We start from the raw sequence: 19,610 nt of genomic DNA, 5'->3' as shown, positions 1-19,610 counted from the left end.
CTCTCTTGGCCCTTTTTGAAAAAAGGGCCAAACCCCAAAAACTTTTATAAATTCAGGCCTCCAGGGTCGGCGGCGGCGGCGTCACCGGCGCGGTCAGCGCGCTGCCGGCGGAGGCGGCCATGATGCACAGCATCGCCCCCCATTGCAGCCAGGTCAGACGCTCGCCCAGCACCAGAAACCCGGCAAAGGCGGCAATTGCCGGGGCGGCGCTGAGCAGGATGGAAAACACCCGGGCGGAGAGGCGCTTCATCGCCTCCATCTCCAGCGAATAGGGCACCGCGCTGGAGAGCAGACCGACCGCGAGCGCGGTGCCGAGCTGCCAGGGGCGCAGCTGGCCGAAATTCAGCACCGCGGCGCCGAGCGGGGCGACGAGGAGGGCGGCGACGATCATCCCCCAGGTGACCGCATTCGCCCCCAGGCTGGCGGCAACACGCTTGCCGGCGACGATATAGAGCGCCCAGGCCGACGCCGCCGCCAGGGCAAAGGCGATGCCGAGCGGGTTCAGCCTGTCCTTCACATGCAACGGCAGCAGCAGCGCCAGACCAAGGGCCACCACCAGCAGCCAGAGGAAGTCACGCGGCCGGCGCGAGGAGAGCAGCACGATGGCGAGCGGCCCGGTGACTTCGATGCCGACCGCGATGCCGATGGGGATACGCTGAAAGGCCTGGTAGATGGCGAGGTTCATCGCCGCCAGCATGGCGCCGTAGAGCAGGAGCGCCGGCCGGGTGGAGGGAGGCGGCACACGCTTCCAGGGGGCGCGCAGCGCCACCAGCAGCAGCGCCGCAAAGGTAACGCGCAGGCAGGTGACACCCGCCGGGCTGATCACCAAAAAAAGCGATTTGGCGAAGGCCGCGCCGAGATTGACGGAGCTTTGCGAGCCGAGCACAGCCAACAACCCGACCAGCCGCTGATCCTGCTCTGGCTTCACCACGCGCTCCAGCTCCAAAATTTGGTGCTTACAGCCCCGCCTCGAACACCCGGTAGGTCTTGTACGGCGCCGCCTTCAACCCTTCGATCATCCGGCGCATCGGCATATTGTCCTCAAGAATCCAGGACAGCTCGATATGGGTATAACCCAGCTGCCGGCCTTCGCGGCGGACCATGTCGATCATCAGATAGGGCAGCAGGCTGCCCAGCATGTCCTTCGCCGCCGAGCGGCGCACGCCCATCAGCGGCACCCGCGCGGTCTTCACCCCCGAGACCTTCAACCGCCAGAGCAGCTTGGCCCAGCCGAAAGGCAGGATCTTGCCGTTCAGCCCCTCGATCGCCTCGTTCAGATTGGGCAGCGCGATCATGAAAGCCACCGGCTCGCCGTCGCGCTCGACCAGGCTGGTCAGACGCGGATGCAGCAGCGGCTTCAGCGATTTGGAGAGATAGTCCGTCTCCGCCTCGGTCAACGGCACGAAGCCCCAATTCTGCGACCAGGCATCGTTGAAGATGGAGGTGACGTTCTTGATCTCGGCGGGCAGGTTTTTCATGTCCATCTGGCGCACGGTGATGCCGGGCGGCAGCGGACGGGCGAGCAAACGCTGCACCGATTCCGGCAGCTCCTCGCGGATATCGTAGAGATAGGCGATGACATCCTTGGCCTTGGCGAAGCCGAGCGTTTCCAGATTTCGCGCCACATAAGGCAGGTCATGCGGCATCAGCAGCATCGGCTTGCTGGCGAAGCCGTCGATCAGCGCGCCGGTTTCCTCGTTGATGTTGAGGTTGAACGGGCCCTGCATCACTTTCATGCCGCGTTGGCGCAGCCAGCCAGCGGCGGTTTCCAGCAGCGTCTGGAACAGGTCCAGATCATCCTCCGCCGCCAGCATGCCGAACAGGCCCGGCGCCTCCGGGTTCAAAGACTGCGCCAGCGTGTCGATCTGCGCGGAGATGCGGCCGACATCGCGCCCATCTTTCACCGCCAGCCAGAACTGCACCTGCGCATGGCCGAAAAACGGGTTCTTCGGCCCCAGCGCTTCCTCGCGCTCCATATGCAGCGGGGCGATATAGGCGGGGTCGTTCTGGTGCAGCCGCTCGGGCAACAGGATGAAGCGTTTGAGGAGCTTTTTATCCGTCACCGGGACAATTTGAATATCCTGCATCAGGCGGGGCGCTTTCCTTGTTCGTCCGTGGCACCAGGGGGGCGGTCACGCGGGGGGCTGCCGGTCAGCTCCATCACCCAGGGGTAACGCTTCGCCTGCTCGACATCATAGCCGAGATTGAACACGGTCGGGCTGCGGCCGCGCTCCTGGTAATAGGAGCCGAAAATCTTGTCCGGCAGGAAGGAGACGATGCCGTAATTGCCGCTCTCATCCTGGAAATGATGCAGCAGATGGTCGCGCTTGAGCATTTGCACGAAGCGGTTTTTCGGCTTGTAGTTCAGATGCTGGATGCAATGGAAAAACTCATAGACGCAGGTGGTCACCAACGCCGTACAGATCGCCGTCGCCGCGCCGGCCCAGCCGCCCAGGGCGAAGCCGATCGGCAGGGTGATGATCGCCATGGTCGGGATGGTGTTCAGCGGATCGCCGAACAGCACTTCGAGCTTATGCGGGTCCTGGTGATGGTCGAAATGGATGCGCTTCCAGAGCGCCGCACTCCAGCGCATCCGGTAGAGCCAGCGCCCATGCAGCACGAAACGGTGCAGCCCGTACCAGACCAGAGGATAGACGATCAGCACCGCGATGATCGGCAGCACGATCTGCGCCCAGTGCCGGACGGTGAAACCGGCATAGAGCCCCGCGGCGAGCGCGATGGCCGCGTAGAGATTGATCGCCGGATAGGTGATGTAGGCGGCCCAGAGCTCCGGCAGGGTCATTTTGCCGAGGTCATAGGAACGGCCATGCCAGGCCCGGCCCCAAACGAGTTTCTTTGCCATGCCTTGGTCCGATCATCTCCGGAAAGATTGCAAGGAACGGGCATGCGCCCTGCCCCCGTCAGGGCAAAGCGCTTACCATGCGGGGTTCGGGCCTGGCAAACCGGGAGCAAACCTGAGGGCTAGCGCGGCACCCAGAGCGAGAGCGTGCGGCCCTGCTGAAGCGGGCGATAATCCTGGTGCAGGATGGCCAGAAAGTCAGGGGTGAATTGCGGGTGATGGATGGGCCGGTCGGTGGCGCCGATCTGCACCGCGACGAGGCTGTGGCTGCGCAGCAGCGTGTCGATCTGCGCCGCCGAGAGCTTGCCGTCACGGATGCGGCTGGCGACGAAATAGGGCGAGAAAGCCGATTGATGCCCGGCTTCGGTGCAAAGCAGCAGGTTTTCGCACACCACCGGGCCCTTGATGGCCTGCAACACCGTGCGCGCGGCGGCGAACTCCGCCCGCGCCTGGGGCAGGGCGTCCAGCTCGCGCCAGGCGGAGAGGCTGGCCATCGGCAGGAACAAAAGCGGCCAGAGCAAGGCCCAGCGCCGCCAGCCACCCTGCGCCGCCCCCGCCATCACCGCCATCAGCGTGCCCAGCCAGAGCGCCTCGACAAACACGTTCAGCCCGACGCCATCGCCGCCGGAGAAGCCGATGCCCAGGACCAGCGCCGCGATCAGCGCCAGCAGGCAGGCCTGGGGCGCTGGCTCGCGCCGCCCTTGCCAGCCCCAGCCGAGGGCCAGCGCCAGCAGCGGCCAGAAGCGGACGAGGAAACTGCCGGTCTGGGAGGCCATGTCCTGCCAGGAAAAGGCGCGCGGGGCGAGCAGATGCGCGAAAAAATACGGGCCGTCGAACCGGAAGCTGAGCCAGAGCAGCGCATCCGCCAGCGCCATACCGGCCGCCAGGAAGAGGCCCAGCTCGGCCCAGCGCCGCTGCCAGAGCAAAGCGAGCCCCACCCCGATCGGCAGCGCCAGCAAAGAGTGTTTGGTGAACAAGGCCAGTACGAACAGAAAGGCGACCAGCCAGAGCGGGCCGCGCCGCAGGAACAGCACGAACCCCGCCATCTCGGCCAACATGCCGAGCAGCTGCGGGTCATCCACCGCGACCCGCACCGGCATGAACAAGGCCAGGAAGAGGATGAAGCCCAGCCCGGCGCAGGCGCCGGCCCAGGCCTGGCCGCAAAGCCGCGCCACCAGCGAACCCGCCAGCCCGCCCAGCCCCAGCAGGGCCAGCAGCGCCAGCGCCCGGCCGGTGAAAAGCGGGTCCAGCCCCAGCGCGCTGAGCGCGCCGATCAGATGGAAGGAGAGCGGCGGGTAATTGGTGAAATCCAGCCCTGGCGGCTGCCCATAGAGCTGCACATGCGCCGCCGCGCGCAATGCCCGCACGACATTCCAGCCCTCATCCGAATCGATTTCCACATCGGCCAGCCCGCGCGCCAGCAGCGGCGCCAGCAGGGCGAGCGCGCCGAGCCCGAGCAAGGTGAGATAGAGCGTCCAGAAATGCCGGATGATGCGGGACATGCGCGGCTCTTATGGGCTGCGGCGGGCTTTGCCCAGCGCCGGGCGATAAAAAACGGCCCGGACGAGGCCGGGCCGTTCACAAGTTGAAAATCGTGCGGTTCTTGCGCCGCACCTGAAGGGGGGGGCGGTTACGCCGCGAACTGGTTCATCGTGTTGTGCACGCCGCCGGCCTTCAGCGCGGCCTCGCCGGCGAAATACTCCTTGTGATCGTCACCGATGTCGGAGCCCGACATGTTCTGGTGCTTCACGCAGGCGATGCCCTGGCGGATCTCCTGGCGCTGCACCCCGGCAACGTAGCCCAGCATGCCCTGCGCGCCGAAATATTCCTTGGCCAGATTGTCGGTGGACAGGGCCGCGGTGTGATAGGTCGGCAGGGTGATCAGATGATGGAAGATGCCGGCGCGCTGCGCCGCGTCGCGCTGGAAGGTGCGGATCTTCTCATCGGCTTCCAGGCCCAACGGGGTGGCGTCGTAATCAGCGCTCATCAGCTTGGCGCGGTCATAGGCCGAGACATCCTCGCCCCGTGCCTTCATCGCATCGAAGACCTGCTGGCGGAAATTCAGCGTCCAGTTGAAGGACGGGGAATTATTATAGGCCAGCTTGGCGTTGGGGACGACTTCGCGGATGCGGTCGACCATCGAGGCGATCTGCTCGATATGCGGCTTCTCGGTCTCGATCCAGAGCAGGTCGGCGCCGTTGTTCAGCGCATTGATGCAATCCAGCACGCAGCGATCCGCCCCGGTGCCGGCACGGAACTGGAACAGGTTGGAGGGCAGACGCTTCGGACGCAGCAGCTTGCCATTGCGGGTGATCAGCACATCGCCATTGCCGATCGTGGCGGTATCGACCTCGTCGCAATCCAGGAAGGCATTATACTGGTCGCCAATATCGCCCGGCTCCTTGGAGAAGGCGATCTGCTTGGTCAGGCCCGCCCCCAGGCTGTCCGTACGGGCGACGATAATCCCGTCCTCGACGCCCATTTCCATGAAAGCGTAGCGCAGAGCGCGAATTTTCGCGACAAAATCCTCATGCGGGACAGTGACCTTGCCATCCTGATGGCCGCACTGCTTTTCGTCGGAAACCTGGTTTTCGATCTGCAGCGCGCAGGCGCCGGCCTCGATCATCTTCTTCGCCAGCAGATAGGTCGCTTCGGCATTGCCAAACCCGGCATCGATGTCGGCGATGATGGGCACGACATGGGTTTCGAAATTGTCGATCTTGCTCTGGATCTCTTTCTGCTTGGCGAGATCGCCGGCGTCGCGCGCCGCGTCCAGCTCGCGGAACAGGCCGCCCAGCTCACGCGCATCGGCCTGGCGCAGGAAGGTGTAGATTTCCTCGATCAGCGCCGGGACGGAGGTTTTCTCGTGCATGGACTGGTCGGGCAGCGGGCCGAATTCGGAGCGCAGGGCGGCGATCATCCAGCCGGAGAGATAGATATAGCGGCGCTTGGTGGTGCCGAAATGCTTCTTGATGGAGATCATCTTCTGCTGCGCGATGAAGCCGTGCCAGCAGCCGAGCGACTGGGTGTAGTTCGCCGGGTCGGCGTCATACGCCGCCATGTCCTCGCGCATCACCTTGGCGGTGTAGCGGGCAATATCCAGCCCGGTGCGGAAACGGTTCTGCAGCCGCATGCGGGCCACGGCCTCCGGGGAAATTCCGTCCCAGGTGCCGCCCTTGGCGGCGATCAGTTCGCTGGTGGTACGGATGCTATCTTGGTACGACATTTGGGTCTCCGCTGAACGTCCGGAATGGATGGTTGCGGCAGTTCAAATACACCCGGTTTTGCGGCGCGTCAGAAGGTTTTGTGAAAAAACCCGGTAAATATGTGAAAGCCTGCACTCACTTCGCATATGCAGCGTAAATCTTTTACAGGCCGTTGAAATTCAGCCGAAACCCGAGAGATCCTCAGGTCTGTTGAGGTTGGCGAAGGGGTCGGCGGGGGCTGTAAAATGCACCTGGCGGGCCTGGCACAGGGCCAGCGCGTCGCGGACTTTGAATTTAGCGTCCTGGCGCAGGAAATTTTCCAGAGCGGGCAGGAAGGCGACCGGCCAGAGCGCGACGAGATGATGCTGGCGCCCGGCATAGACCGCGACGGACGGGCCGGGGGCGAGGTCGGCCGCCAGGGTGGCCGGAAAGAAGGGCGTGTCCACCGGGATGGTGAGCAGGAAATCCGCCCCCTGCGCGGCGGCCCAGGCCAGCCCGGCCTGCACCCCGGCCAGCGGGCCGCAATGGGCGAACTCCGGCGCGTCGGGCAGCACCGGCAAGCCAAAAGCCGCGAAGCGGGCAGGATCGCCATTGGCGGAGAGGGCGATAGGGGCGGCCTGCGGGGCCAGGCGCTCCAGCACATGCGCCAAAAGCGGCCGGCCTTGCAGCAGGATCAGCGCCTTATCCGCGCCCCCCATGCGCGTGGCTTTGCCCCCAGCCAGAATCAGCGCGGCAACAGCCATGAACCACCCGGGCGCAAAGGAGCAAAAGTTTTTTGGGGCGCCTTTTTTTCAAAAAAGGCGCAACTTCGCAAATTTATAAGGGAAACCTGGGGCGAACGACGGGGATTGAACCCGCGACAACCGGTACCACAAACCGGCGCTCTACCAACTGAGCTACGTCCGCCATCCAGGATGGGGCCAAGTAGCGCGGTCAAGCCAGCGCCGTCAATGGGGTTTTGGCCACCCAGCGTTCGAGCCGGCGCAGAGCCTCCTCCAGAACCGGGATCTGCTTGCAGAAGGCGAAGCGCGCATAATGGCGCGGCGCGGCGCCGACATAGAAGGCGGAAACCGGAATCGCCGCCACCCCGGCCTCCTGGGTGATCATGCGGCAGAAGGCGACATCATCACCCTCGAAGCCCAGCGGTGAAAAATCCGCGGTGATGAAATAGCTGCCCTGGGCCGGCAGGGTGCGAAAACCGAGCCGGGTGAGCCCGGCATCCAGCATATCGCGCTGCGCCTGCAACCCGCCGGCCAGGCTGTCGAAATACGCATCCGGCTTGCCCAGCCCGTAGGCGACGGCGCGTTGCAGATTGGGCGGGGTGGTGAAGGTGAGGTTCTGGTGCGCCTTGGCCACCACGCTCATCAGCGCGGCGGGGCCGGAGATGTAACCCACCTTCCAGCCGGTGAGGGAGAAGGTTTTGCCGGCGCTGCCGATGCGCAAGCTCCGCTCGGCCATGTCCGGCAGGGTGGCCAGCGGCACATGCCGGGCGCCGGCGAAGACCAGATGCTCATAGACCTCGTCGCACACCGCATAGGCATCGTGCCGGCGCAGCAAGGCGGCGATGAAGGCCAGCTCATCGGGGGTGAAGACCTTGCCGGTCGGGTTCATCGGCGAGTTCAGCAGCAGCGCCTTGGTCTTCGGCCCGAAGGCGGCTTCCAGCTCGGCGCGCGGCAGCTCCCAGTTCGGCGGTTCCAGCCGGACCAGCCTGGGGACGGCGCCGAGCAGCTTCACCACCGGCAGATAGGTGTCATAAAGCGGCTCGATCAGCACCACCTCGTCACCCGGGTTGAGCAACGCCATCAGGCTCGCGGTGATCGCCTCGGTGGCGCCGGAGGTGACGACGACGCCGTGCGCCGGGTCGATCTCCAGCCCGTAGAAACGCTGATTGGCCGCGGCGACGGCGGCGCGCAGCTCCGGCAGGCCGGTCAGCGGCGGATATTGGTTGCGATGGTCCAGCAGCGCCTCGGCCGCCGCCCGCATGATATCCTCCGGGCCCTCGCTATCCGGAAAGCCCTGACCGAGATTGATCGCCTGATGCTCGACCGCGAGCGCGGACATCACGGTGAAGATGGTGGTGCCGGTCGCGGCCAGCAGCGCATTCACAGGTTTCACGGCATCCAAATCCTAAACTCGGGCAGCAGGATTTAGCCGCCCAAAGCGCAGGCGGCAAGATTGCTCAAAATTTAGGCCGAAATCGCCGCCGCTTGAGCAAAACCGCGTTTTCGCCTTTGATGCGATTGCCGCAACCGCGGCACCGCGCGGAAAATCGTTCTGGCATGGCTTGTGCAAAGCGTAATTTCGTCAGCCCGTTGGCTGGCGTGCGCTTGCCCACCTGATGCCGGGGCGGGGTTCCAAGCGTGCTGTCCGACGAAACCAGAGGAGGACGCAGGGGCCCCGGGCCCGGCGTAAACCAGATGAAGAAGATCGAAGCGATCATCAAGCCGTTCAAGCTGGATGAAGTGAAGGAAGCGCTGCACGAGGTTGGCCTGCAGGGCATCACTGTCGTCGAAGCCAAGGGATTTGGGCGTCAGAAGGGCCATACCGAGCTCTATCGCGGCGCCGAATATGTTGTGGACTTCCTGCCGAAGGTGAAGATCGAAGTGGTGTGCGACGACGCGGTCGTCGAGCGCGCCGTCGAGGCGATCACCAACGCCGCCCGCACCGGGCGCATCGGCGATGGCAAGATCTTCATCTCCTCCATCGAAGAGGCCATCCGCATCCGGACCGGCGAAAAGGGCGAGGCAGCGGTCTAACCACCATTGCCAAGCAGCCCGGCATGTTTAACATGCCGGGCGCTACGCGTTTCAAGGGCGGTCCGCATGGTGCGCGCCGCTTGGCCTCAACGGGTAACAATTATTAACGGGGTAAAGTCTATGGCTAAGAAGGCCGAGGGCGGCGATGCCGTCGCCAAAGTTCTGAACATGATCAAGGAGAACGGGGTCGAGTATGTCGATCTGCGGTTCACCGATCCCAAGGGCAAGTGGCAGCACACCGCGCAGTACGTTTCCACCGTGGACGAGGACAGCCTGAAAGACGGCTTCATGTTCGACGGCTCCTCCATCGCCGGCTGGAAGGCGATCAACGAGTCCGACATGATCCTGAAGCCGGACCTGGACAGCGCCGTGCTGGACCCCTTCTCGGCCAAGCCGAGCCTGATCCTGTTCTGCGACATCGTCGAGCCCTCCACCGGCCAGGGCTATGCCCGCGACCCGCGCTCCACCGCGAAGAAGGCCGAGGCTTACCTGAAGTCCACCGGCATCGGCGATAGCGCCTTCATCGGCGCGGAAGCCGAGTTCTTCATCTTCGACAACGTGAAGTTCGGCACCGGCGGCAATTACGGCATCTATCAGCTCGATTCCATCGAGGGCCCCGGCTCCTCGCTGAAGGATTATCCCGAGGGCAATATGGGCCACCGCCCGGTCGTCAAGGGCGGCTATTTCCCGGTCCCGCCGGTGGATAGCGAATCCGACCTGCGCGCCGAGATGCTCTCTGCCATGGGCGAGATGGGCCTGCCGATCGAGAAGCACCACCATGAGGTGGCGCAGTCTCAGCATGAGCTGGGCACCAAGTTCGCGTCCCTGACCACCATGGCCGACCAGATGCAGATCTATAAGTACTGCGTCCACAATGTCGCCCATTCCTACGGCAAGACCGCGACCTTCATGCCGAAGCCGATCTATGGCGATAACGGCTCGGGCATGCATACCCATCTGTCCATCTGGAAGGCCGGCAAGCCGCTCTTCGCGGGGAATGGCTATGCGGATCTGTCTGAGACCTGCCTGTACGCCATCGGCGGTATCATCAAGCACGCCAAGGCGATCAACGCGTTCTCCAACCCGTCCACCAACTCCTATAAGCGTCTGATCCCAGGCTTCGAGGCGCCGGTGCTGCTGGCCTATTCCGCCCGCAACCGCTCCGCCTCCTGCCGTATTCCGTACACGACCAGCCCGAAGGCGAAGCGTGTCGAGGTGCGGTTCCCGGATCCGACCTGCAACCCCTACCTCTCCTTCTCCGCGATCATGATGGCGGCGATCGACGGCATCAAGAACAAGATCCACCCGGGTGACCCGATGGACAAGGATCTGTACGACCTGCCGCCGGAAGAGCTGAAGGACATCCCGACCGTCTGCGGCAGCTTGCGCGAAGCCCTGGGCGCCCTGGAAGCCGACCACGAGTTCCTGCTCGCCGGCGACGTGTTCTCCAAGGAGCAGATCGAGAGCTATATCGAGCTGAAGTGGAAGGAAGTGTACAAGTTCGAACACACGCCGCACCCGGTCGAGTTCGAGATGTACTACTCCGCGTAAGTCACGCAAAACGGCGCCGAAAGGCGCCGTTTTTTGTTGGAGACAACATGGGGGGATTTTTTGAAAAAAATCCCCCCATACCCCCCTTAAAACTTTTGCCACTTTGGGGCGGGGGCGCTGCAAGACAAAGCCAAATAAAAAGGCCCCGGAATGGGGCCTGTTTTTATTTGGCGGCGAGCACGGCTTCGATTTGTTCGAAGGCTCTGGCACGGTGGCTGATGCTTTCCTTTTCATCGCCCAGCTCGGCATAGGTCTGCTCATAGCCGTTGGGAATGAAGATCGCGTCATAGCCGAAGCCCCCCTCGCCGCGCGCTTCCGGGGCGATACGCCCCGGCGCTTCGCCGATATAGGTGGCGGTGCTGCCATCGGGCTGCGCCAGGCACAGCGCGCAGGTGAACCAGGCGTCCCAGACATCCTTGGACTTCGCCGCGGCGATGATCTTGGCGAAAGCGCCGGGATAATCATCCCCGGCATAGCGGGCGGAAAACACGCCGGGCTGGCCGTTCAGCGCCAGCACCGACAGCCCGGAATCATCCGCCAGCGCCGGCAGGCCGGAGGCCTTGGCGGCGGTGAGCGCCTTGATCCGCGCGTTGCCAGCGAAATCCCGCGCCGTTTCCGACGGGCTGGGCAGCTCCAACTCCCCCGACGAGGTCACGGTGAAGCCGAACGGCGCCAGCAGCGTGATGAATTCCTTCAGCTTGCCTGGATTATGGGTGGCGATGACGATCTGTTTCATGCCTGGCCCGCATCGCCCGAAAGCATCCCGGGGTCAATCTTTAGCTTCGCCAGGCCGCGCTGCCATTTGCTCTGGTAATTCGCATCGAACAAAATCGCATCGTCCGCCGGCACGTTCAGCCAGCTATTCTGGCGGATCTCATCCTCCAGCTGCCCCGCCCCCCAGCCGGAATAGCCCAGCAGCAGCCTAGCTTTTTCCGGACCTTCGCCACGGGCGATCGCCTGCAGCACATCCATGCTGGCACTGAGCACATGCTCGCCATCCACATTCAGGCTGCCCTCGCCGATCCAGTCGGCCGAATGCAGCACGAAGCCGCGATGATCCTCAACCGGCCCGCCCTGCCCCATCGGCAATTCGCGCTGAGGTGGATTCGGCTCGACATTCAATTGCTGCATCAAATCACCGAATTTCGGCTTGCGCAGCTGGCGGTTGAGCATCAGCCCCATCGCGCCCTCCTCATTATGCGCGCAGATGAAGATCACGCCCTGCGCGAAGCGTGGATCGCGCAGGGAAGGCATCGCCAGCAGCACCTGCCCGGTCAGCCAGGAGGGCGGCGGTGAGGGGGAAATCTCTCGCTCCGTCATCATCTTATTATAGGCGGCCCGCCTCGCCTCGGCCAGCCCGGCCGGGATCGGCTTCACGCCAGCCATCAGTTGGCTTACAACGTGTTTATTCATTCACCGTAAACAGGCAGACAATGATCAATATCGGGGACAAGATTCCGGCCATGAAGCTCATGCTGGCCACGCCGGACGGGCCGCGCGAAGCGGATACGGCGGAGCTGCTGGGCACCGGCAAGGTCGTGCTGTTCGCCGTTCCCGGCGCCTTCACCCCCACCTGCAGCGCCAAGCACGTGCCCGGCTTCGTCAAGCTGGCGCCGGAGCTGAAGGAGAAGGGCGTGGACCGGATCGTCTGCATGGCGGTGAACGACGCCTTCGTGCTCGGCGCCTGGGCCAAGGACCAGAAGGCGGGCGAGGCCGTGCAGTTCCTGGCCGACGGCTCCGCCGCCTTCACCAAGGCGCTGGGTCTGGAGCTGGATCTGGTCGCGCGCGGCATGGGCATCCGCAGCCAGCGTTTCGCGCTGGTGCTGGAGGATGGCGTCGTCACCAAGGTCGCGGTCGAGGAGCCGGGTGGCTTCGAGGTCAGCCGCGCCGAGGCCATTCTCGAATCTCTCTGATCCCGTGCCGCTCGCCCTCACGGTCGTCGTACCGTGCTATAATGAGCGTGCGAACGTAGCACCCATGGTGGCCGCCCTGGACCAGGCCCTGACCGGGCTGGACTGGGAGGTGGTGTTCGTCGACGATGACAGCCCCGATGGCACCAGCGCCGAGGCCAAACGCCTGGCGCAGGGCGATGCGCGGGTGCGCTGTATCCGGCGCATCGGCCGGCGCGGCCTGTCCTCGGCGGTGATCGAGGGGGCGCTCTCTTCCGCCGCCGACTACGTTGCCGTCATCGATGGCGATATGCAGCATGACGAAACCCGCCTGCCCTTGATGCTGGACGCGGTACGCGCCGGGGCGGATATGGCGGTGGGCAGCCGGCATGTGGAAGGCGGCGATTCCGCCGGGCTCTCCTCGCCGCTGCGGGTGAAGCTCTCGGAAACCGGCATCCGCATCGCCCAGGCGGTCACCCGCACCTCGATCTCGGACCCGATGAGCGGCTTCTTCCTGCTGCGCCGGGAGCTGTTCGAGGCTCTGGCGGCGCGCCTGACCGGGCAGGGCTTCAAGATTTTGCTGGATCTGATCCTGGCCTCGCCGCGCGTGCTGAACATCGCCGAAATCCCGTATAAATTCCGCCCGCGCCTGGCCGGCGAGAGCAAGCTGGACGTGCTGGTGCTGGCGCAATTCGCCGGGCTGCTGCTGGATAAGGCGCTGCGCGGCACGGTGCCGCTGCGCTTCATCTCCTTCGCGCTGGTCGGCATTGTCGGCGTGCTGGTCAATCTGGTTGTGGCGCAGATCGCCGCCGCCGCCGGGGCGGATTTCGGCACCGCGCAGACCATCGGCACCATCATCGCCATGGTGGTGAATTTCCAGCTCAACAACCAGCTCACCTACCGCGCGCAGCGGCTGAAGCGGGCCAAGGCCTGGCGTGGGCTGGCCTTGTTCATGCTCGTCTGCGGGCTGGGGGCGATCGCGAATATCGGCATCGCCAAGGCGCTCTATGCCGAAAACGGGCATAGCCTGTTCTCCGGTGCGGCGGGGGCGGCGGTTGGCGTGGTGTGGAATTACGCGGTCTCCGCCACTTTGGTCTGGCGCGTGCGCTAGCATGGGGTTTGCCCTCGCGGCGCTGGCGGCGCTTACCGTCCTGCGCCTCGTCCTGGCCGCCTGGCTGCCACTGACCCCCGACGAAGCCTATTATTTCAGCTGGGCGCGGCCGTTGCAGGCCGGCTATCTGGACCATCCGCCGATGGTCGCACTTTGGATCCGCCTCGGCACCGCTTTGCTGGGCAATGATCCGCTCGGCATCCGGCTGCTCGGGCCGCTCTCGGCGGCTTTGGGGTCGCTGGCGCTGTATGATGCCGGCAACCGCATCCTGCCCGGCCAGCGCTGCGGGCTGCTGGCCGCTGGCTTCCTGAACGCGACGCTGATGCTCGGCGCCGGCAGCATTCTGATGACGCCGGACACGCCGCTGATCTTCTTCTGGACGCTCAGCCTCTGGGCGCTGGCACGGCTGGTGCAGAGCCGGGATGCGCGCTGGTGGCTGGCAGCGGGCGCCCTGGCCGGGGCGGCCTTGTTTTCCAAATATACCGCAGCCCTGCTGCTGGCCGGCACCGGGCTGTGGGCGCTCACCGCCCCGCCCATCCGCGCCACGCTGCGCACGGCCTGGCCGTGGCTGGGCATCGCCCTGGCGCTGCTGGTCTTCGCGCCGGATTTCGCCTGGAACGCCGCCCATGGCTGGGCCAGCTATCTGAAGCAAGGTGGGCGGGTGGATGGGTTCGACCCCGCCCGCGCGGCGCAGTTTTTCGGCGAGCTGATCGGCGGGCAGGCGCTGTTTTTCACGCCTTTGATCGCCATTCTGGCGGTGCGCGGGCTCTGGCATCTGCGCGCCGACAAATCCCCTGGCGCCCGGCTGCTGCTCTGGCTCAGCCTGCTGCCGGCTTCGGTGTTTCTGGAGCATGTGCTCACCGACCGGGTGCAGGGCAACTGGGTCGCCATTCTCTACCCCTCCGCCTGCCTCGCCGCCGCCGCCGCGCCGCCGCGCTGGCATCGCGCCGCGCTGGCGCTAGGCTTCGGGCTGACCGGGCTGGTCTATGTGCAGGTGCTACACCCGTTCCTGCCCGTGCCCGCCCGGCGCGACACCTCCGCCGTGCAGATGGCGGGCTGGCCCGAACTGGCGGCGCAGGCCAGCGCCAGCCACCCCGCCTTCATCACCTCGGACGATTACGCCACCGCCTCCGAGCTGGCATTTTACGCCCCGAAAGCCATGCCGGTTCTGGGGATCGGCCCGCGCTGGGCATATCTGGACTGGCGCAACGCAAAATTGCAGGGTGCCAGCGGGGTGTTGATCACGCGGCGCGACACCACACCCTGCCCGGACCCGCTCGGCACGATCAGCCGCAAGCAGGGCCAGGCGGTGGTGATGACCTATCGCGTCTGCCGGATCGCCGCCCCCGCCACGGCCAAGGAGTTTCCGCGCCCATGATGCTGCCAACCCCCCAGGATGTGCACGCCGCCGCCGCGCGGCTGCAAGGCCACATCATCCGCACCCCGATGCTGCGCAGCGCCAGTCTCGATAAAACCCTGGGCGCCACGGTGCTGATCAAGCCGGAGGTGCTGCAGCGCACCGGCACCTTCAAGCTGCGCGGCGCCACCAACGCCATGCTGCGCCTGCCCGCCGAGATCCGGGCGCGCGGCGTCGTCGCCTATTCCTCCGGCAATCATGCCCAGGGTGTCGCCTGCGCCGCCGCCGCGCTGGGCGTGCCCGCGACCATCGTGATGCCGTCCGACGCGCCGGCAATCAAACGCGAATCGACCGAATTCTGGGGGGCGCGCGTGGTCAGCTATGACCGCTTTACCGAGGACCGCGCCGCCATCGCTGCCAGCATCGCCGCCGAGACCGGCGCCAGCCTGATTCCGCCTTATGACCATCCGGACGTGATCGCCGGCCAGGGCACGGCGGCGCTGGAGCTGCTGGAAGATGCCAGGGCAGCCGGGCTGACGATGGCACATTACATCACCCCGGCCGGCGGCGGTGGTCTGGCGGCGGGGACGGCGCTGGCGTTCTCCGACCTCTCGCCCGCCACGCATCTGCACACCGCCGAACCGGAAGGCTGGGACGACACCGCCCGCTCGCTGGCGGCGGGCGCGCGGCTGAGCAACGACATGAAAGGCTCGCCGTTCTGCGACGCGCTGCTCTCCCCGGCGCCGGGCGAGCTGACCTTCGCCATCAACCGGCGCTTTTACGCCTGTGGCGTGGCGGTGAGCGATGACGAGGTCCGCGCCGCGCAGACGCTGGCGGCGCGGACACTGAAGCTGGTGGTGGAGCCGGGCGGCGCGGTGGCGCTGGCGGCGCTGCTGGCGGGCAAGATCGACGCCAGGGGCAAGGTGGTCGGACTCGTGCTCTCCGGCGGCAACGCGGATCTGTGAACCGCTAAAAATCAAAAGCGATTAGGGATGTGGGGTTCATTTCAAAAAATCCCCATGTTCCTTCTGCAACAAACCCTCATCAGCGCGCCAACGCGTTTTTTAAGATCGATAGGCTGGGCAGACGCTTTTGCGCAACCAACGCGGCCTTGAAGCGCGCGGACGACCCATAAGCGGCACTGAAGCGGCGAACCGCATCCCGCGCCAAGGCGACGAACACGGCCCCACCAATCGCCGGGCTGTCTGTTTCATAGGATTGGTAATAAGCAAACACTTGGTCCAGCGGGTCGATCAAGCTGCAGCCGGCGGCACTGCGCCGCAGGAATACGCCTTGCATATCTGCTTGCCACGGCGCGCCTGAGGATGGCTTCACCAGCCCGTCAAGCATGACATAATCCATGTTGCCGTTGCTGGTTTCGGCCAGCACCCAATAGCGATAAGAGGCATCCGCCCGCACCACCACACCGCAGGACTTGAGCTGGGCAGCGGGAAATTCCTCAAAGCCGTGGGTATAGATCGCAGCCGGGAGAGTCAGGTGAAACACCGGATCAACTATAGCGGGCAAGGCCCTCGCCAAGGCAGGGGTAAACCAGGCCCAAAAGCAAAAAAGGGCGATCAAACGTTTATTGCGCATGGCGATAAATCACATAAGCTGGCTTCTGTGCACGATAGGCCGGACCGGGCCAGATTTCACGCTGCACGAAATCCGAAACCCAATTTTTGCCGTCATAGCCCTCGATATGGCCGTAAGGCTTTTCGCCCTTGGGTGGTTGCATCACGATCACATCACCAAGCTGCGGCACGTACCCAACAGCGGAAACCGGCTTGAAGCCCAGAGCCAGCAAGGTGCCGCCCCAATCCTTCGCGGGAACCGGCCAGGTAATCGGCTTCAGCCCCCCAGCCGCCAGCGCCAACCGCACATGTTTCGCGCAAGCGCCTTCTCCAAACGGATTTGCCGAGACGTGCTGGACCAAGTAGGTTGCAAAGAGCTTGGCGTTGAAAATCGGCATCGGCGGTGCGGCTCTCCGAAAAATTATCCCGCAACCTAGCAATGAAACGCCGCAACAAAAAGCCTGTCCGGCGCGATATCATCACACCGAAATGTATGGCCTACAGCCCCGCCGTCTCCAGCATCGCCGCCGGCTTTCGCGCGCTGCGCCGGGTGAGTGGCTTGGTCAGGCGCGAGAGCAGGCGCGTCCAGATCTGGTCCACCCAGGCCAGCGGCACCGCGCAGATCAAGGTGAGCACGATCGAGCAGAACGCCGCCACCAGCGCCGCCCCGGCCACACCCAGCTGGCCCACCCCGGCCATGAAGGCGATGGCGCCGGCGGAGAGCAGAATCGGCCCGTGCAGCAGATAGATCGGAAAGGAAAGCAGCCCCAGCCACACCGCCCAGCCGCCGGAGAACACCCGGCGCATGGTCGGGTTGCCGAGCAGCACGATGATGATCAGCGCCGCCCCGGCATCCCAGACATAATGGCTGCAGGCGCCGGGCAGGATCGCCTTCAGCGGCGCGTGCATCAGCAGCGTCTGCTCATAGGTGAAGCTGAACAGATAGAGCCCGAGCAGCCCCAGCGCGCAGGCGGATTTATTGCCCAGCGCCGGCAGCCGGTTCTCCGCGAACAGCATCGCCAGCAGCGTGCCGCAAAGGAAATCGGTGAAGAAGGTGAACGGGTAGGAGGTGCCGGCGAGCCAGGACGCCAGCGCCATCAGCCCCAGCCGCAGCCCCCAGCTGCGCAGCGCGAACAGCACCGGCGCGAACAGGAAGATGGCGAAGGAGCCGAACAGTTCAATACGCATGGTCCAGAGCGGCGAATCGAACTTCACCTCGCCCAGCATGAACACATTCACCAGCCCTTCGCGCAGCGCCTCGTACCAGGTGAGATGCGCCGGGCGGATCGGCGAATTGCCGTGCGTGGCCAGCCATTGCGCGCCGATGACATGCGCCGCCTGCTTATATTCCAGCCCCGACCAGCTGATCAGCAGGAAGGCGAACAGGCAGGCGATGACGGTGAGGCAGGCCAAACGCGGCCAGCGCTTGAGCATCGCCACCGCGACGCGCACCGGCCGGCGGTCCCGCGCGAAGGGCAGGCTGAGGATGAAGCCGGAAAGCACGAAAAACACCGCCACCGCGGCACCGCCATTGAGCATGCCAAGGATGAACTGGGTCAGCAGATCCAGCACCCCGTGGCCATGCGGCACCGCCCCCACCCCGTGTGGCGTGTAGGCCAGCACCAGATGGTACAGCACGACGATGGCGGCGGCGATGCCGCGCAAGCCTTCGAGAGGAATCAGTTTTCGCCCAGTATCCGGCATATGGTGTAAGTGGCGTAGTTGACTGAAAAGTCAGCTTTCCAGCCGATGGCGTTTTTTTTAGCCCTTTCGCCGCCGCATTGGCTGGGGGCGTCGCACCTGAAACGTCCCTCGTCTGTTCTCTTCCGGGACAGCATTGCGGGCCCTGGCCCGACCAAGATGATAAGATGCGTGGCAACGCACGCCGCCCCCGACGCGCCATGGCCAAAACCATCCGATTGGGGTACGATCTGATGACAATCAAGCTTTGCGTAATAGACAGCCGCATTACCACGAACGGCCCAACAAACGGTTCAAGATACTGCCATGCCCGAAACCACGCCTCCCTCATTCCCGCCCGGCAAACGTGAAACCCAGGCCGGCGCCTCGCACCCGGCACCCGGCAACAGCCTGCTGTTTCTGCGGGAAGACGAGCTGCGCACGGCGCAGGACATGGTGTTTTTCGCCCTGCGCGACCTCAACGGCCCGCCGGATGCCATCCTCGCCAGCATGGATTTCGGCCGCGCCCATCATCGCTGCCTGCATTGGATCGGCCGCAAGCCGGGGCTGAAGGTGGGCGAGCTGCTCTCCATCCTCGGCATCACCAAGCAGAGCCTGACCCGGGTGCTCGGGCCACTGATCCGGGAGGGCTATGTCGACCAGGTGCCCGGGCCTAAGGACCGGCGCCAGCGCCTGCTCAGCCTCACCGAAAAGGGGGCGGCGCTGGAGCGCAAGCTTTTCGAATCCCAGCGCGAGCGCCTGCTCAGCGCCTATCGCGAGGCCGGCGGCCCGGCGGTGGAAGGCTTCAAGCGGGTGATGCGCGGGCTGATCAACGAGCAGGGCCGCGCCCATCTGGATGCGCTGGAGGCGCCGCGCCCCGCCAAGGCGCCGCGCAGCCCGTAAGCCCGCATGAGCCACAGCGCCAGCCCCCCGCCCGAGGACGCGCCACACATCCTGCTGGTGGATGACGATGCGCGGCTGGCGCAGCTGGCCGGGCGCTATCTGTCCGAGAACGGGTTTCGCGTCACCCGCGCGGCCTCTGCGGCCGAGGCGCGCGAGCGGCTGCGGGCGATGGAATTCGACCTGATGGTGCTGGATGTGATGATGCCCGGCGAAACCGGTCTGGACCTCACCAACAGCCTGCGCGCCGAGCGCGCGCCGGCAATGCCGATCCTGCTGCTCACCGCCCGGGATACGCCCGAGGATGTCGTCGCCGGATTCGAGGCCGGGGCGGATGATTATCTCGGCAAGCCGTTCGACCCGCGAGTGCTGGTGGCCAGGCTGCGCGCCATGCTGCGCCGCGCCCAGCCGCCGGCCATCACCACCGGCCCGCTGCCTTTGGGCGAGGCCAGCTTCGATGCCGCGCGCGGCGAGCTGATCAGCCCGCAGGCACGGGTGCGCCTCACCGGGGCGGAGCTGGCGCTGCTGACCACGCTGGCGGCGCGCCCGCACGAGACATTCTCGCGCGAGGCGCTGGCCGCGGCGATGGGGCTGGATGATGTGAATGAACGCGCCATCGACGTGCAGGTGACCAGGCTGCGCCGCAAGATCGAGCCGGACCCGCGCGAGCCGCGCTTTCTGCAGACGGTGCGCGGCAAGGGCTATGTGCTGAAGCCGGGGCCGTGA

General features: G+C 65.2%; 20 protein-coding genes and 1 tRNA gene. 8 read left to right on the top strand and 13 right to left on the bottom strand.

Annotated features, from left to right (window positions below):
* Positions 1-52: 52 nt before the first annotated feature.
* From T331_RS0103845 to T331_RS17225, 8 genes are all read right to left on the bottom strand, one after another.
* Entirely contained in the window at positions 53-946 is an 894-nt protein-coding gene (locus tag T331_RS0103845) for an EamA family transporter (RefSeq protein ID WP_081822114.1), read from the bottom strand.
* 10 nt (positions 947-956) lie between these two features.
* Positions 957-2,087, bottom strand: a complete 1,131-nt coding sequence (locus T331_RS0103840) for a hypothetical protein (RefSeq protein WP_026439088.1) — start codon at positions 2,085-2,087, stop codon at positions 957-959.
* Positions 2,087-2,863, bottom strand: coding sequence for a sterol desaturase family protein (locus T331_RS0103835; protein ID WP_026439087.1), 777 nt, complete (start codon positions 2,861-2,863; stop codon positions 2,087-2,089). Before T331_RS0103835 ends, T331_RS0103840 begins: the two co-directional genes overlap by 1 nt.
* A gap of 119 nt (positions 2,864-2,982) precedes the next feature.
* Positions 2,983-4,362 (bottom strand): DUF2029 domain-containing protein, encoded by a 1,380-nt coding sequence (locus T331_RS17230; RefSeq protein WP_035179044.1) that lies wholly within the window; start codon positions 4,360-4,362, stop codon positions 2,983-2,985.
* Between the two features lie 128 nt (positions 4,363-4,490).
* A complete protein-coding gene (locus T331_RS0103825) occupies positions 4,491-6,086 on the bottom strand; it encodes an isocitrate lyase (protein WP_008495013.1) in 1,596 nt (531 codons plus the stop codon).
* A gap of 159 nt (positions 6,087-6,245) precedes the next feature.
* A complete protein-coding gene (gene mobA, locus T331_RS0103820; RefSeq protein WP_035179042.1) occupies positions 6,246-6,809 on the bottom strand; it encodes a molybdenum cofactor guanylyltransferase MobA in 564 nt (187 codons plus the stop codon).
* A gap of 87 nt (positions 6,810-6,896) precedes the next feature.
* Positions 6,897-6,972, bottom strand: a tRNA-His gene (locus T331_RS0103815).
* Between the two features lie 27 nt (positions 6,973-6,999).
* Complete coding sequence (locus T331_RS17225; protein WP_035179177.1) at positions 7,000-8,181, bottom strand: aminotransferase; 1,182 nt, start codon at positions 8,179-8,181, stop codon at positions 7,000-7,002.
* 302 nt (positions 8,182-8,483) lie between these two features.
* Here T331_RS17225 and T331_RS0103805 point away from each other — a divergent pair, with 302 nt between their 5' ends.
* Both T331_RS0103805 and glnA read left to right on the top strand, forming a co-directional pair.
* Positions 8,484-8,822 carry a P-II family nitrogen regulator gene (locus T331_RS0103805; protein ID WP_008495010.1) on the top strand — a complete coding sequence of 113 codons (339 nt, stop codon included), beginning with the start codon at positions 8,484-8,486 and terminating at the stop codon, positions 8,820-8,822.
* A 120-nt stretch (positions 8,823-8,942) separates the two neighbouring features.
* Positions 8,943-10,373, top strand: coding sequence for a type I glutamate--ammonia ligase (gene glnA, locus T331_RS0103800; RefSeq protein WP_008495009.1), 1,431 nt, complete (start codon positions 8,943-8,945; stop codon positions 10,371-10,373).
* 163 nt (positions 10,374-10,536) lie between these two features.
* On the opposite strand, the gene rdgB is transcribed toward glnA, so the two are convergent.
* Complete coding sequence (gene rdgB, locus T331_RS0103795; protein ID WP_026439085.1) at positions 10,537-11,109, bottom strand: RdgB/HAM1 family non-canonical purine NTP pyrophosphatase; 573 nt, start codon at positions 11,107-11,109, stop codon at positions 10,537-10,539.
* Positions 11,106-11,759, bottom strand: coding sequence for a YqgE/AlgH family protein (locus T331_RS0103790; protein ID WP_081822112.1), 654 nt, complete (start codon positions 11,757-11,759; stop codon positions 11,106-11,108). Before T331_RS0103790 ends, rdgB begins: the two co-directional genes overlap by 4 nt.
* 47 nt (positions 11,760-11,806) lie before the next feature.
* On the opposite strand from T331_RS0103790, the gene T331_RS0103785 reads away from it, so the two are divergent.
* The 4 genes from T331_RS0103785 to T331_RS0103770 are packed head-to-tail and all read left to right on the top strand — an operon-like array spanning position 11,807 to position 15,695.
* Positions 11,807-12,286 (top strand): peroxiredoxin, encoded by a 480-nt coding sequence (locus T331_RS0103785; RefSeq protein ID WP_008495004.1) that lies wholly within the window; start codon positions 11,807-11,809, stop codon positions 12,284-12,286.
* 4 nt (positions 12,287-12,290) lie between these two features.
* The gene (locus tag T331_RS0103780) at positions 12,291-13,373 is read left to right on the top strand and encodes a glycosyltransferase (protein WP_026439083.1); all 1,083 of its coding nucleotides are present in this window, start codon (positions 12,291-12,293) and stop codon (positions 13,371-13,373) included.
* A gap of 1 nt (position 13,374) precedes the next feature.
* Positions 13,375-14,751: a glycosyltransferase family 39 protein gene (locus tag T331_RS0103775; RefSeq protein ID WP_026439082.1), complete on the top strand. Its 1,377-nt coding sequence runs from the start codon at positions 13,375-13,377 to the stop codon at positions 14,749-14,751.
* Positions 14,748-15,695, top strand: a complete 948-nt coding sequence (locus tag T331_RS0103770) for a threonine ammonia-lyase (RefSeq protein ID WP_026439081.1) — start codon at positions 14,748-14,750, stop codon at positions 15,693-15,695. The genes T331_RS0103775 and T331_RS0103770 overlap by 4 nt, the downstream gene beginning before the upstream one ends.
* Before the next feature lie 79 nt (positions 15,696-15,774).
* Here T331_RS0103770 and T331_RS0103765 read toward each other — a convergent pair whose 3' ends face one another.
* The 3 genes from T331_RS0103765 to T331_RS0103755 form a co-directional block, all read right to left on the bottom strand.
* Positions 15,775-16,326 (bottom strand): hypothetical protein, encoded by a 552-nt coding sequence (locus T331_RS0103765; RefSeq protein ID WP_155992599.1) that lies wholly within the window; start codon positions 16,324-16,326, stop codon positions 15,775-15,777.
* Positions 16,316-16,702 (bottom strand): hypothetical protein, encoded by a 387-nt coding sequence (locus T331_RS0103760; RefSeq protein ID WP_035179033.1) that lies wholly within the window; start codon positions 16,700-16,702, stop codon positions 16,316-16,318. Before T331_RS0103760 ends, T331_RS0103765 begins: the two co-directional genes overlap by 11 nt.
* Positions 16,703-16,802: 100 nt before the next feature.
* On the bottom strand, positions 16,803-18,008 hold the full coding sequence (locus T331_RS0103755; protein ID WP_026439078.1) for an acyltransferase family protein: 1,206 nt from the start codon (positions 18,006-18,008) through the stop codon (positions 16,803-16,805).
* Positions 18,009-18,311: 303 nt separating this feature from the next.
* On the opposite strand from T331_RS0103755, the gene T331_RS0103750 reads away from it, so the two are divergent.
* Both T331_RS0103750 and T331_RS0103745 read left to right on the top strand, forming a co-directional pair.
* Entirely contained in the window at positions 18,312-18,887 is a 576-nt protein-coding gene (locus tag T331_RS0103750; RefSeq protein ID WP_026439077.1) for a MarR family winged helix-turn-helix transcriptional regulator, read from the top strand.
* 6 nt (positions 18,888-18,893) lie between these two features.
* A complete protein-coding gene (locus tag T331_RS0103745) occupies positions 18,894-19,610 on the top strand; it encodes a response regulator transcription factor (RefSeq protein WP_026439076.1) in 717 nt (238 codons plus the stop codon).

The sequence above is a fragment of the Acidocella facilis ATCC 35904 genome, from assembly GCF_000687875.1.
Taxonomy (GTDB): Bacteria; Pseudomonadota; Alphaproteobacteria; order Acetobacterales; family Acetobacteraceae; genus Acidocella; species Acidocella facilis.
This window is presented reverse-complemented; position numbering and strand designations above follow the sequence as displayed.

Bases quoted from the DNA above. Each gene is read 5' to 3' on its own strand.
- mobA (WP_035179042.1), bottom strand. From the start codon at position 6,809: ATGGCTGTTGCCGCGCTGATTCTGGCTGGGGGCAAAGCCACGCGCATG.
- T331_RS0103805 (WP_008495010.1), top strand. From the start codon at position 8,484: ATGAAGAAGATCGAAGCGATCATCAAGCCGTTCAAGCTGGATGAAGTG.
- T331_RS0103785 (WP_008495004.1), top strand. From the start codon at position 11,807: ATGATCAATATCGGGGACAAGATTCCGGCCATGAAGCTCATGCTGGCC.
- T331_RS17230 (WP_035179044.1), bottom strand. From the start codon at position 4,362: ATGTCCCGCATCATCCGGCATTTCTGGACGCTCTATCTCACCTTGCTC.
- glnA (WP_008495009.1), top strand. From the start codon at position 8,943: ATGGCTAAGAAGGCCGAGGGCGGCGATGCCGTCGCCAAAGTTCTGAAC.
- T331_RS0103755 (WP_026439078.1), bottom strand. From the start codon at position 18,008: ATGCCGGATACTGGGCGAAAACTGATTCCTCTCGAAGGCTTGCGCGGC.
- T331_RS0103745 (WP_026439076.1), top strand. From the start codon at position 18,894: ATGAGCCACAGCGCCAGCCCCCCGCCCGAGGACGCGCCACACATCCTG.
- T331_RS0103790 (WP_081822112.1), bottom strand. From the start codon at position 11,759: ATGGCTGGCGTGAAGCCGATCCCGGCCGGGCTGGCCGAGGCGAGGCGG.
- T331_RS0103770 (WP_026439081.1), top strand. From the start codon at position 14,748: ATGATGCTGCCAACCCCCCAGGATGTGCACGCCGCCGCCGCGCGGCTG.
- rdgB (WP_026439085.1), bottom strand. From the start codon at position 11,109: ATGAAACAGATCGTCATCGCCACCCATAATCCAGGCAAGCTGAAGGAA.
- T331_RS0103765 (WP_155992599.1), bottom strand. From the start codon at position 16,326: ATGCGCAATAAACGTTTGATCGCCCTTTTTTGCTTTTGGGCCTGGTTT.
- T331_RS0103775 (WP_026439082.1), top strand. From the start codon at position 13,375: ATGGGGTTTGCCCTCGCGGCGCTGGCGGCGCTTACCGTCCTGCGCCTC.
- T331_RS0103840 (WP_026439088.1), bottom strand. From the start codon at position 2,087: ATGCAGGATATTCAAATTGTCCCGGTGACGGATAAAAAGCTCCTCAAA.
- T331_RS0103825 (WP_008495013.1), bottom strand. From the start codon at position 6,086: ATGTCGTACCAAGATAGCATCCGTACCACCAGCGAACTGATCGCCGCC.
- T331_RS0103750 (WP_026439077.1), top strand. From the start codon at position 18,312: ATGCCCGAAACCACGCCTCCCTCATTCCCGCCCGGCAAACGTGAAACC.
- T331_RS0103760 (WP_035179033.1), bottom strand. From the start codon at position 16,702: ATGCCGATTTTCAACGCCAAGCTCTTTGCAACCTACTTGGTCCAGCAC.
- T331_RS0103835 (WP_026439087.1), bottom strand. From the start codon at position 2,863: ATGGCAAAGAAACTCGTTTGGGGCCGGGCCTGGCATGGCCGTTCCTAT.